General features: G+C 69.0%; 11 protein-coding genes. 6 read left to right on the plus strand and 5 right to left on the minus strand.

What is annotated here, in order from left to right; genetic code table 11:
- Window positions 1-19 precede the first annotated feature (19 nt).
- Window positions 20-1,402: a siroheme synthase CysG gene (gene cysG / locus VOI27_RS11180; RefSeq protein ID WP_323765429.1), complete on the plus strand. Its 1,383-nt coding sequence runs from the start codon at window positions 20-22 to the stop codon at window positions 1,400-1,402.
- Between the two features lie 396 nt (window positions 1,403-1,798).
- Here the strand turns inward: cysG and choV are convergent, their stop codons facing one another.
- The gene (choV, locus tag VOI27_RS11185; RefSeq protein ID WP_323765430.1) at window positions 1,799-2,833 is read right to left on the minus strand and encodes a choline ABC transporter ATP-binding protein; all 1,035 of its coding nucleotides are present in this window, start codon (window positions 2,831-2,833) and stop codon (window positions 1,799-1,801) included.
- Window positions 2,830-3,663 carry a choline ABC transporter permease subunit gene (choW, locus tag VOI27_RS11190; protein WP_323765431.1) on the minus strand — a complete coding sequence of 278 codons (834 nt, stop codon included), beginning with the start codon at window positions 3,661-3,663 and terminating at the stop codon, window positions 2,830-2,832. The genes choV and choW overlap by 4 nt, the downstream gene beginning before the upstream one ends.
- 71 nt (window positions 3,664-3,734) lie before the next feature.
- On the opposite strand from choW, the gene VOI27_RS11195 reads away from it, so the two are divergent.
- Window positions 3,735-4,358 carry a glutathione S-transferase family protein gene (locus VOI27_RS11195; RefSeq protein WP_323765432.1) on the plus strand — a complete coding sequence of 208 codons (624 nt, stop codon included), beginning with the start codon at window positions 3,735-3,737 and terminating at the stop codon, window positions 4,356-4,358.
- A 59-nt stretch (window positions 4,359-4,417) separates the two neighbouring features.
- On the opposite strand, the gene VOI27_RS11200 is transcribed toward VOI27_RS11195, so the two are convergent.
- Complete coding sequence (locus VOI27_RS11200) at window positions 4,418-5,338, minus strand: choline ABC transporter substrate-binding protein (protein ID WP_323765433.1); 921 nt, start codon at window positions 5,336-5,338, stop codon at window positions 4,418-4,420.
- Window positions 5,339-5,419: 81 nt separating this feature from the next.
- Here VOI27_RS11200 and betI point away from each other — a divergent pair, with 81 nt between their 5' ends.
- The 3 genes from betI to betA are packed head-to-tail and all read left to right on the plus strand — an operon-like array spanning window position 5,420 to window position 9,118.
- Window positions 5,420-6,001, plus strand: coding sequence for a transcriptional regulator BetI (gene betI / locus VOI27_RS11205; protein WP_323765434.1), 582 nt, complete (start codon window positions 5,420-5,422; stop codon window positions 5,999-6,001).
- Window positions 5,998-7,458, plus strand: coding sequence for a betaine-aldehyde dehydrogenase (gene betB, locus VOI27_RS11210; RefSeq protein ID WP_323765435.1), 1,461 nt, complete (start codon window positions 5,998-6,000; stop codon window positions 7,456-7,458). Before betI ends, betB begins: the two co-directional genes overlap by 4 nt.
- A 1-nt stretch (window position 7,459) precedes the next feature.
- Window positions 7,460-9,118: a choline dehydrogenase gene (betA, locus tag VOI27_RS11215; RefSeq protein ID WP_323765436.1), complete on the plus strand. Its 1,659-nt coding sequence runs from the start codon at window positions 7,460-7,462 to the stop codon at window positions 9,116-9,118.
- Between the two features lie 443 nt (window positions 9,119-9,561).
- On the opposite strand, the gene VOI27_RS11220 is transcribed toward betA, so the two are convergent.
- Both VOI27_RS11220 and VOI27_RS11225 read right to left on the minus strand, forming a co-directional pair.
- Entirely contained in the window at window positions 9,562-10,254 is a 693-nt protein-coding gene (locus VOI27_RS11220; RefSeq protein ID WP_323765437.1) for an HAD family hydrolase, read from the minus strand.
- Window positions 10,251-10,535 (minus strand): DUF3572 domain-containing protein, encoded by a 285-nt coding sequence (locus VOI27_RS11225; RefSeq protein WP_323765438.1) that lies wholly within the window; start codon window positions 10,533-10,535, stop codon window positions 10,251-10,253. The genes VOI27_RS11220 and VOI27_RS11225 overlap by 4 nt, the downstream gene beginning before the upstream one ends.
- 95 nt (window positions 10,536-10,630) lie before the next feature.
- Here VOI27_RS11225 and VOI27_RS11230 point away from each other — a divergent pair, with 95 nt between their 5' ends.
- Window positions 10,631-12,034, plus strand: a complete 1,404-nt coding sequence (locus tag VOI27_RS11230) for a diguanylate cyclase (protein ID WP_323765439.1) — start codon at window positions 10,631-10,633, stop codon at window positions 12,032-12,034.
- The last annotated feature ends 2 nt before the right edge of the window (window positions 12,035-12,036 follow it).

A 12,036-nucleotide genomic window follows, 5' to 3' on the forward strand; every position in this document is an offset into this window, starting at 1 on the left:
GGCCTGACAGGAGACCGAGATGAAAAGCTTTCCCATGTTCATCCGCACCACCGGCCGCCGGGTGGTGATCTGCGGCGGCGGCGAACAGGCGGCGCAGAAGGCGCGGCTGATGCTCAAGACCGATGCGACGCTGGTGCTGGCCGCGCCGGAGCTCGACGACGAACTGGCGGCGCTGGTGGCCGAAGGTCGCGCGACCCATCATGCCGGCGCGATCACGCCGGCGTTCTTCGAGGGCGCGGCGATGGGCTTTGTCGCCACCGGCTGCCCCGGTCTGGATGCGGCGCTGCACGGGCTGGCCAAAGCCGCGGGCTGTCCGGTGAACGTGGTCGACCGGCCCGACCTCTGTGATCTGACGACACCGTCGCTGGTCGACCGCGACCCGGTGGTTGTGGCGATCGGCACCGAGGGCACCGCGCCGGTGCTGGCGCGGCAGATCAAGACCCAGGTGGAACAGATGCTCACCCCGAACCTCGGTGGCCTGGCGGCACTGGCCGGCCGGATGCGCAGCGCGGTGGCGCAGCGGGTGGCCCCCTCGCAGCGCCGGGCGTTCTGGGCCTGGGTGTTCTCAGACGCGCCGCGCCGGGCCTGGACCCGTGGCGCCGAACGCGAGGCGGCGCAGGCGCTGAAGGCGGCCCTTGCCGAGGGTCGAGCGCCGGGCAGCGCGACCGAAGGCTCGATTGCCCTGGTCGGCGCCGGTCCGGGCGCACGCGACCTGCTGACGCTTCGGGCGGTGCAGCGTCTGCAGGAGGCCGACGTGATTTTCTACGACCGGCTGGTCGATGCCGAGGTGCTGGAACTGGCGCGACGCGATGCCGAGCGGGTCTATGTCGGCAAGGTGGTGGGCGCCCATGCCTGGCCGCAGGCGCGGATCAGCGCGGTGATCGTCGCCGCGGCGCTCAAGGGCCAGCGGGTGGTGCGGCTGAAATCCGGCGATCCGGGGATCTTTGGCCGGGCCACCGAAGAGCTCGAGGCGGCGCGCGTGGCCGGTATCGCGGTCGAGATCGTGCCGGGCATCACTGCCGCCTGCGCCGCGGCGGCCAGCGCCGGGCAGCCGCTGACGGAACGTGGGGTCTCTGACACACTGGTGCTGACCACCGGCACCTGCCGCGACGACGACCCGCTGCCCGACTGCGCCCGCCATGCCCGGCCCGGCACGACATTGGCGCTTTACATGGCGGTCCGGCAATCGGCGCGGATCGCCGCCGGGCTGATGGCACGCGGGCTGCCGGGGGCCGCAGAGGTGACGGTGGCAGTGGAGGTCTCGAAACCCGGCGAGCGGCGGTTCACCTGTCGACTGGACGGGCTGACGGACGCGCTGGCCGAACAGGCCGTGACGGGCGTGGCGGTGCTGCTGATCACCTGGCCGAAGGTGGCTGTGGCGGAGATGGCGCTCTCGGCGTGAGGTGCGGGTGAGGCGGGAGGTTGCCGGCGCGGTGGCCGGGATGGTGCGGCTTTGGTGGCCAACGGTGCGATGGCAAAACGAGGTCTGAGGCCATGAGCGCCGCGCGCCCCGGGCCTGACCCGGGGCCTCCCGGCCGAAAAATACGCCGGCCCGGAACAAGGGCGCGGCCCGCCGGGCCAGCGGCTGCCCGCCCCACCGGGCTGCCGCTTTGACTGCGGCAGGCGCATCATTGAGAGGGTCGACGGGTTGGGCCAACATAAAGTGCCAGACATAGCCGTCGGAGCGGCATCCCGCGGGCAGCCGCCGGCCCGGCTCTCGTTGGCGGTTCGGCTGAGGTGAACCGGCAGACAGAGCATACAAGCCGTGCCGCAGGCCAAAGCCCGCGCCTCAGACCCCTCACCCCGGCATGGTCTGGGCCAGACGCTGCAGCAGGGTGTCGCGGGTGATCACGCCCAGGGTCTCGCCGTCCTCCATGACGGTGATCTGATGCACGTCGCCAGAGAACATCTGCACCAGGTCGTTGATCGGCGTGCCCGGCGCGACCTCGGGCCCGGCCGCCGTACCCGGCCCCATCATGTCACGCGCGCAGAGCACCCCGAGCGGGTTCATGTGGGCAACGAAATCGGCGACGTAATCCGTGGCGGGGTCCGAGAAGATCTCGCGCGGGGTGCCGCATTGCACGATCCGCCCGCCCTCCATGATGGCGATGCGGTCGCCGATCTTGAAGGCCTCGTCGAGATCATGGCTGACAAAGATGATGGTGCGTCCGAGACGGCGCTGCAGGTCAAGAAGCTCGTCCTGCAGCCGGGTGCGGATCAGCGGATCAAGCGCCGAGAACGGCTCGTCCATCAGGAGCACCGGCGCCTTGGTGGCAAAGGCCCGCGCCAGCCCCACGCGCTGCTGCATGCCGCCAGAGAGCTCGCCCACCTTGCGGTCGGACCAGTCGGAGAGCCCCACCAGCGCCAGCTCTTCCTCGGCCTGGGCATTGCGCTCGGCGCGTCCCATGCCGCCCAGCTCGAGGCCCAGCACCACGTTGTCGCGCACGCTGCGCCAGGGCAGCAGGCCGAACTGCTGAAACACCATTGCGACATGGCGCAGGCGCAGGTCGCGCAGGGTCCTGGCATCGGCATGGGTGACGTCCACCATGTCCTCGTCGCAGCGCAGCCGCACCTGCCCGCGGGCCACCGGGTTGAGCCCGTTGACCGCGCGCAGAAGCGTCGACTTGCCGGAGCCCGACAGGCCCATGAGCACGAGGATCTCGCCTTCCTTGACCTCGAGCCGGCAGTTGTGGACGCCCAGCACCTGGCCGGTCTCCTGCTGGATCTCGGCCCGCTCGCGGCCCGTGTCCATCAGCGGCAGCGCCGCCTCGGGATGGTTGCCGAAGACGATCGAGACATTGTCGAAGTCGACAGCGGTCCTGCGCGCGCTCATTTGCGGTCCACCCTCAGCATCCGGTCCAGCATGATGGCGACGACGACGATGACGAAGCCGCTCTCGAACCCCAGCGAGGTGTTGACCTGGTTCAGCGCCCGCACCACCGGCACGCCGAGCCCGTCAGCCCCCACCAGCGCCGCGATCACCACCATCGACAGTGACAGCATGATGGTCTGGTTCAGCCCGGCCATGATCTGTGGAAAGGCATAGGGCAGCTCGACCTTGACCAGTTTCTGCCAGCCGGTGGCACCGAAGGCATCCGCCGCCTCGAGCAGCGCATCGGGGGTCGAGGTGACGCCGAGATGGGTGAGCCGGATCGGCGCCGGCACCACAAAGATCACCGTGGCAATCAGACCGGGCACCATGCCGATGCCGAAAAAGACAATCGCGGGAATGAGATAGACGAAGGTCGGCAGGGTCTGCATCAGGTCCAGGACGGGCCGCATCCAGGCATAGAGCCGCGGCCGGTGCGCCACCGCGATGCCGATCGGCACGCCCACCCCCATGCAGACCACGCAGGCCGAGAGCACCAGCGTGAGGCTTTCGGTGGTTTCCTCCCAGTAGCCCTGGTTGAGGATGAAGAGAAAGCCCAGCACCACGAAAAGCGTGACCTTCCAGCTGCGCTGCAACACCCAGGTCAGCGCTGCGAAACAGGCGACGATCAGCAGCGGATGCGGGCCCTGCAGCACCCAGAGGATGCCCTCGATCATCGCGTCCATCGCATCCGACAGCGCGTCGAAGAACCAGGCGCCGTAGTCCTGCAACAGGTCGAACACCCAGGCGGCGGATTTGCCGACGGGGATCTTGTTGTCGGTCAGCCAGTCCATGCCTGTCGCTCCCGCTTGCCGTATCCGGTCTCTGCTGTCACTCTTGCCTCCTGACCCGAGGGAGATCGCCCATGGCGCTTGTGTTCTATACCAACCCGATGTCGCGCGGCCGGATTGTCCGCTGGATGCTCGAGGAGGTCGGCGCCCCCTACGAGACGAAGGTGCTGACCTACGGCCCCGAGATGAAATCGCCGGAGTACCTGGCGCTCAACCCGATGGGCAAGGTGCCAGCGATCGTGCATGACGGCCAGGTGGTGACCGAGGCGGCGGCGATCTGCGCCTATCTCGCCTTTGCCTTTCCCGATGTGGGCCTGGCGCCGGAGCCCGCCGAGCGCGCCGATTTCTTCCGCTGGATGTTCCTCGCCGCCGGTCCCGGCGAGGCGGCGATCACCAATGCCGCCTTCGGCTTCGAGCTGCCCGACAGCGACGAGGCCCGCGGCCGCGCAGGCTATGGCAGTCTCGAGATGGTGACCGATGCGCTGGCCACGATGCTGGCGGACGGGCGCGACTATATCTGCGGCGCGCGGTTCACCGCGGCGGATGTCTATGTCGGCGCGCAGATCCAGTTCGGCCTGCAGTTCGGCACCCTGCCCGACCGCCCCGGCTTTGCCGAGTACGCCCAGCGGCTGGCCCGCCGACCGGCGGCACTCCGCGCCGTCGAGATCGACACCGCGCTGATGCCGCAGGAGGGCTGAGACGCTGGCGGTGCGCCCCTGCCGCGCGGCAGGGGACGTCCTATTGCGGCCGGTCCGGATCACTCCAACGCGGCCTTCACCGCGGCCATCGCGTCGCCGCCGTCCTTGGTGGTCACGCCGTCGAGCCAGCCGTCGAGCACGCCCATGTTGGCCGAGAGCCAGGCCTTGGCGGCCTCTTCCGGCGCCTCGCCGTCATCGAGGATCGCCGCCATGATCTCGTTTTCCATCGCCAGCGTGAACTCGAGGTTCTGCAGGAGCGCGCCGACATTGGGGCATTCCGCGACATAGCCGGCGCGGGTGTTGGTGTGCACCGTGGCACCGCCGAGGTTGGGGCCGAAGTAATCGTCGCCGCCGGTGAGATAGGACATCTCGTAGTTGGCGTTCATCGGGTGCGGCTCCCATCCGAGGAAGACCACCGGCTCGCCGCGACGGTCGGCCCGGGCGACCTGCGCCAGCATCCCCTGCTCGGAGCTTTCAACCACCTCGAAGCCTTCGAGGCCGAAGGCGTTCTCCTCGATCATCGACAGGATCAGCCGGTTGCCGTCATTGCCGGGCTCGATTCCATAGATCTCGGCCTCCAGCGCCTCTTGGTGGCTGGCGATATCGGCGAAATCCTTGATCCCGAGGTCGGCGGCGGCCTTGTTCACCGCGAGGGTGTATTTCGCGCCCTCGAGATTGGTGCGCACGGTATCGACGGTGCCGGCCTCGCGGTAGGGCGCGATATCGGCCTCCATCGTCGGCATCCAGTTGCCGAGGAACACGTCGATGTCGCCATTGGCCAGCGAGGTATAGGTCACCGGCACCGAGAGCACCTTGATGTCGGTCTCGTAGCCCAGCGCCTCGAGCACGGTGGTGGTGGCGGCGGTGGTGGCGGTGATGTCGGTCCAGCCGACGTCGGCGAAAGTCACCTCATCGCAGTCGGCGAAGGCGGGCGCGGCAAGGCCGATCGCCAGCGCGGAGGCCGTAATCCTGAATTTCATCTGATCCATCTCCCGGTTTTTTTATTGACTGACCAGTCAATCAATAACATACAAATCCCAGACTTCAACGCGGAGGGTCTCATGCCCAAGGTCGGAATGGAGCCGATCCGTCGCGAAGCGCTGATACAGGCGACTATTGCCGAGATCGGCGCCAAAGGCACGCTCGACATCACCGTCTCGGCCATCGCGCGCCGCGCCGGGGTTTCGCCGGCGCTGGCGCATCATTATTTCGGCGGCAAGGAGCAGCTGTTCCTGTCGACCATGCGGTATATCCTCGGCGTCTACGGTGCCGACGTGCGCGCCGCCCTGCGCGGCACCGAAGCGCCGCAGGCCCGGCTCGAGGCGCTGGTGCTGGCCGGATTCGCGCCAGAGCACTTCCGCCGCGAGGTGGTCTCGGCCTGGATGAACTTCTACGCGCTGGCGCTCTCGTCGTCCGCGGCCGCACGGCTCTTGTCGGTCTACCAGCGCCGTCTGCGGGCAAATCTGCGCCACGCGCTGAGACCGCTGGTCGCCGACCCCGCCGCTGCCGCCGAGCGCATCGCCGCCGTGATCGACGGGCTTTACCTGCGCGAGGGGCTCGCTCCGCGCGAGACCGAACACCGCCATGCCGCCGACCTGGCCATGACGCATATCCAGTTGGAACTGAAAGGAGCCGCGCAATGACCCTGCCCGACGCCCAGCCCACAGCCAGCCACTTCATCGGCGGCTACTATATCGAAGACGCCTCCGGCCCCGAGATCGCCGTGGTCTACCCCTATACCGGCGACCGGATCGCCACGGTCCATGCCGCCACCGACGGCATCGTCGATCAGGCCATCGCCGCCGCCGTGCAGGCGCAGAAGGACTGGGCCAAACGCTCTGGCACCGAGCGCGGCCGGGTGCTGCGCCGTGCCGCCGAGATCATGCGCGCCCGCAACCACGCGCTCAGCCAGCTCGAAACGCTCGATACCGGCAAGCCCTATCAGGAGACGAGCGTGGTCGATGCCACCTCTGGCGCCGATGCGCTGGAGTATTTCGGCGGCTTGGCCGGCACGCTCACCGGCGAGCATATCCCGCTCGGCGACGACTGGGCCTATACCGTGCGCGAACCGCTCGGCGTCTGTGCCGGCATCGGGGCGTGGAACTACCCCACTCAGATCGCCTGCTGGAAGGCCGCGCCGGCGCTGGCCTGCGGCAATGCCATGGTGTTCAAACCTTCCGAGACCACCCCGCTCTGCGCGCTGAAAGTGGCCGAGATTCTGGTCGAGGCCGGCGCGCCTCCCGGCCTCTTCAACGTCATCCAGGGCCGCGGCGAGGTCGGCGCCAAGCTGATCGCGGATCCGCGCATCGCCAAGGTCTCGCTCACCGGGTCGGTGCCCACGGGACGCAAGGTCTATGCCGCCGCCGCGGAGGGCATCAAGAACGTCACCATGGAGCTGGGCGGCAAGTCGCCGCTGCTGATCTTCGACGATGCCGATCTCGAAGACGCGGTCTCGGGGGCGATCCTCGCCAACTTCTATTCCTCGGGCCAGGTCTGTTCCAACGGCACGCGGGTGTTTGTGCAGGCCGGCATTCACGACGCCTTTGTCACCCGCATGGCCGAGCGTCTGAAAGGCGTGAAACCCGGCGATCCGCTCGACCCGAAGGTGAACTTCGGCCCGCTGGTCAGCGCCGCGCAGCGCGACAAGGTGCTGGGCTATATCGAAAAAGGCAAGACCGAGGGCGCGCGGCTGGTCACCGGCGGCACGGCGATGGAGGGCTCCGGCTTCTGGGTCGCGCCGACGCTGTTTGCCGATGTCACCGACGAGATGACCATCGCCCGCGAAGAGATCTTCGGCCCGGTGCTCTCGGTGCTGAAGTTCGACAGCGAGGCCGAGGCGGTGGCACGCGGCAATGCCACCGAGTTCGGCCTCTCGGCCGGGGTCTTCACCTCCAACATCACCCGCGCGCACCGGGTGATCGGCCAGTTGCAGGCCGGCAGCTGCTTCATCAATTCCTACAACGACGCCCCGGTCGAGGTGCCCTTCGGCGGCTCCAAGCTGTCGGGCGTCGGACGCGAGAACGCCAAGGCGGCGATCGAGCATTATTCGCAGCTGAAATCGGTCTTCGTGCGCATGTCGCAGATCGAGGCGCCCTTCTGAGATGCACGCCGACTACGTCATCGTGGGTGCCGGCTCGGCCGGCTGCGCCCTTGCCCATCGCCTGACCGAGGCGGGCAAGACCGTCGTGGTCATCGAGCATGGCGGCTCTGACGCCGGGCCGTTCATCCGGATGCCCGGGGCGCTGTCCTACCCGATGAACATGAAGCGGTACGACTGGGGATTCCAGACCGAGCCAGAGCCTTACCTTGGCGGCCGGCGGCTGGCCTGTCCGCGCGGCAAGGTGATCGGCGGCTCGTCGTCAATCAACGGCATGGTCTATGTGCGCGGTCACGCCGCCGACTACGACCATTGGGACAGCCTCGGCGCCAGCGGCTGGGCGGCGGCGGATGTGCTGCCCTATTTCAAGCGGATGGAGAGCTGGCACCCCGGCGGTCATGGCGGCGATCCGGACTGGCGCGGCCGCGACGGTCCGCTGCATGTCAGCCGCGGCAGCCGCGAGAACCCGCTGGTCCGCGCCTTCGTCGAGGCCGGCCGGCAGGCGGGCTACGAGACCACCGAGGATTACAACGGCGCCAAGCAGGAGGGCTTCGGCCCGATGGATTCGACCATCCACAAGGGCGAGCGTTGGTCGGCCGCGCGCGCCTATCTGATACAGGCCCGCGCCACCGGGCGCTGCACCGTGGTGCGCGGGCTGGCCACCCGGGTGGTGATCTCTGAGGGCCGCGCCACCGGCGTCGAGCTGCTGCGCCATGGCGGTCGCGACACCGTGCATGCCGGGCGCGAGGTGATCCTCGCGGCCTCCTCGATCAACTCGCCCAAACTGCTGATGCTCTCGGGCGTAGGCCCCGGTGCGCATCTCTCGGCGCAGGGCATCGAGGTCATCGCCAACCGCCCCGGCGTGGGGATGAACCTGCAGGACCATCTCGAGCTCTACGTGCAGATGGCCGCCTCGCAGCCGGTGTCGCTGTTCAAATACTGGAACCTGTTTGGCAAGGCCTGGGTCGGGCTGCAATGGCTGCTGGCCCGGCGTGGGCCCGGCGCCTCGAACCAGTTCGAGAGCGCCGCCTTCACCCGGTCGCGCGCCGGGGTGCGCTATCCCGACATCCAGTATCACTTCCTGCCGATCGCGGTGCGCTATGACGGCAAGGCGGCTGCCGAGGGGCATGGCTTTCAGGCCCATGTCGGCCCGATGCGCTCGCCCTCGCGCGGCGCCGTCAGCCTGCGCTCGCGCGATCCGCATGACGCGCCGAAGATCCTCTTCAACTACATGTCGCACACCCAGGACTGGGAGGATTTCCGGCGCTGCATCCGCCTGACCCGCGAGATTTTTGCCCAGGACGCCTTTGCCCCCTACCGCGGGGCCGAGATCCAGCCGGGCGCCGACCTGCAAAGCGACGACGCGCTTGACGGCTTCATCCGCGAGCATGTGGAGAGCGCCTATCATCCCTGCGGCACCTGCCGGATGGGCGCGGTGGGGGATCCGGCGGCGGTGGTCGATCCGGAGTGCCGGGTGATCGGCGTCGCGGGGCTGCGTGTCGCCGACAGTTCGATCTTTCCGCGGATCACCAACGGCAATCTCAATGCGCCGTCGATCATGGTGGGCGAAAAGGCGGCCGATCACATCCTCGGCCGCAGCCCCCTCCCGCGCGAGAACGCCCGGCCCTGGATCCACCCCGACTGGCAGACCGCGCAACGCTAGGCCAGGGCGGTCCCGGCCACTGCGCCACGCGCTTGCGCCGAGAGGCCCCGGATCAGGTCCGGGGCGGGCACATTGAGGCGCGAGCCAGAGCCAACCATATCAGCCGCTGCAAAAGCCGGGCCGGCGGCGGCTTGCGGGATGCCGCTGCGACGGTCCTGTCTGCCACCTTATCTTGGCAATGCCCGGACAACATCTCCCGGGTGCGCCTGCGGGACCCAAAACGGCAGCCCAGGGGGGCGGACAGCCGCTGGCCCGGCGGCCTGCGGCCTTGTCCCGGGCCTAGGTCCACCGTCCGGGGCGGGGTGAATGCGAGGCGCATCGGTCCCGCAGGTCCCAATTGTCGGACCATATGGCAACCGCAGGCACACCCGTCCCGCGTCCCTCATGCCGCCTCTGTCCCGGCCGCCGCGCCGGGTCCTCTTTGCACCCCCCCACATCCCGGGTCACTGCCCGTCAAGCCACTCCGGCAGATGGCCGATGTCGGGCAGCACCGCATCCGCATAGGGCGTCAGCGTCTCGGACCGGGCGGGACCGGTGAGCACCCCCACCGTCTTCATCCCCGCCGCGCGGCCCGCGATCAGGTCATGGGTGCTGTCGCCCACCATCACCACCTCGGCCGGTGCGATCTCCACCGCGCTGGCAAAGGCCAGCAATGGCGCCGCGTCGGGCTTCATGCCATAGCCGCTGTCGAATCCTGCGACGAAGTCGAACAGCGGGGTGATCTCCACCGCCGCCAGATGCGCCCGGGCCGAAGCCTCTGTGTCGTTGGTCACCACGCCCAACCGCAACCCGCGGTCGGCCAGGGCGCTCAGCAAGGGCGCCAAGGGCACCGCCGGCGCCAGCGGTGCCGCGCGCGCAGCGGCGTCGAGGAAGTGCTCGACCTCCTCGACCGGGCGGCCGGGCAGCACGCGGGCAAAGCACTCCGCCGCCTCGCGCGCGGTGCCGGCGATCACCGGGCTGTCGGGCTCGAAGGTCAACCGCGCCAGGTCATAGCGCGCCGAGGCCGCCAGCTTCTGCGCCAGCGCTGCGTCGCCCTCGGACAGCGTGGCAATCACCCCGGCCGCCCAGCCATCCCAAGTGGCGCTGAAGTCGAACAGCGTGCCGTCCTTGTCGAACACGATCGCCCCGATGCTCATGTCCAATGCACCTGCTCGCCGCCCGGCAGTGCCGCCCGCGCCAGCATCACCCGGTCATAGGCCAACCCGTGCGCGTCGCAGAACCGGATCACCCAGGCGTCGTCCATCATGATGAAATCCAGCACCGAACCGAGGAACTCCGGCTCGCCGGCGCGCGCCCGCAGTTCGGCCTCCGATAGCCCGGTCGAACCCAGGAAGACCCCCACCAGGTCCTCCTCGCCGACCAGCCAGCCCAGAGCCTGCAGACCCAGGGTTTCGGCAGATTCCCGCGTATACGACATGTGGCGCGCTCCAAAGTTAACGACGGGAAAGGATTTCTTAACTCTTCCGGCCGAATAATTAAGACAAGATTGAACGAAGGTCCGAGGGTGCACTGTTGGCACGTCAAATCCTACTTGTCGATGCGGTGGCGACCAACCGCATCGTGCTCAAGGTCAAACTGGCGGCGGCCTTCTACGAGGTCGAACAGACGATCAGCGCCGCCGAGGCGCTGGAACAGGTGCGCCGCAAGACACCCTCGGCGATCCTGATCGGCGGGCTGGGCGATGCCTCGCCGGTCGAGCTGTGCCGGCAGTTGCGCGCCATCGCCGCCACGGCGCATTGCCCCATCGTGGTGATGGCGGCCGAGAGCGACGCCTCTGCCCGGATTGCCGCGCTCGAGGCCGGGGCGAGCAGCATTCTCGACCTGCCCTGTTGCGACGCGTTGCTGCTCGCGCGGCTGCGGGCGCTGCTGCGCGGACATGAGACCGAGATGGAGCTCAGGATGCGCGAAGGCACCCACCGCGCCCTGGGCCTGTCGGAGGCTCCGGCCAGCTTTGACCGGCCGGCGCGGATCGGCATTCTCGCCGAAGAGCGGCGCGGATTGGCCGGGCGGCTGCGCGAGCTCCGCCGGATGCTGCCGCACCGGTTCGAGATGATGTCGCCGCGCGAGGTCTTTCACCCGCTCACGGGGCCGCTGGGCCGTCAGGCCGGGACCGGGCCGGATGTTCTGGTGATCGCGCTCGATGCCGACCGGGCCGAGGTCGAGATGCAGATCCTGCCCGACCTGCGCGCCCGCACCGCCACCCGCCATGCCGGCGTGCTGGTGCTGGCCCCCGACACCACCGGGCCGCTGGCGGCGGCGGTGCTCGATCTCGGCGCCGATAATGTCGCCCCGGCCTGCGCCTCGGCGGCCGAGATCGCGCTGCGCATCGACCGGCTCACCACCCGCCGGCGCATGGCGGACCGCCTGCGCAGCACCGTGCAGGCGGGGCTGCGTGCGGCGGTGACCGATCCGTTGACCGGGCTCTTCAACCGGCGCTATGCGCTGCCGCATGTCACCCGGATCGCGGAGCGGGCCAACCGGCTGATGCGGCCCTTCGCGGTGATGGTGGCCGATCTCGATCACTTCAAGAAGGTCAACGACACCTATGGCCATGCCGCCGGCGACGCCGTGCTGGCCGAGGTGGCGCGGCGGCTGCGGGACAATCTGCGCGCAGTGGATCTGGTGGCGCGGATCGGTGGCGAGGAGTTTCTCGTGGTGTTGCCGGATGCCAGCGACCGGACGGCGGGCGACACCGCCCACAGGCTCTGCGCCGCGATGTCAGAGGCGCCCTTCGTGATCCCCGGAGGCGAGGCGCCGATCCGCATCACCATATCGATCGGCGTGATGATCGCCCAACCCGCCCGCGACGGCGGGCCAGCGCCTGAGGACCTGCTGCGCAGTGCCGATGCCGCGCTCTACGAGGCCAAGGCGCAGGGCCGCAACCAGGTCGAGCTCAGCCGCCGGCCGGCGGCCTGAGC

Origin of the sequence: Marinovum sp., from assembly GCF_034669705.1 — a bacterium.
Taxonomy (GTDB): Bacteria; Pseudomonadota; Alphaproteobacteria; order Rhodobacterales; family Rhodobacteraceae; genus Marinovum.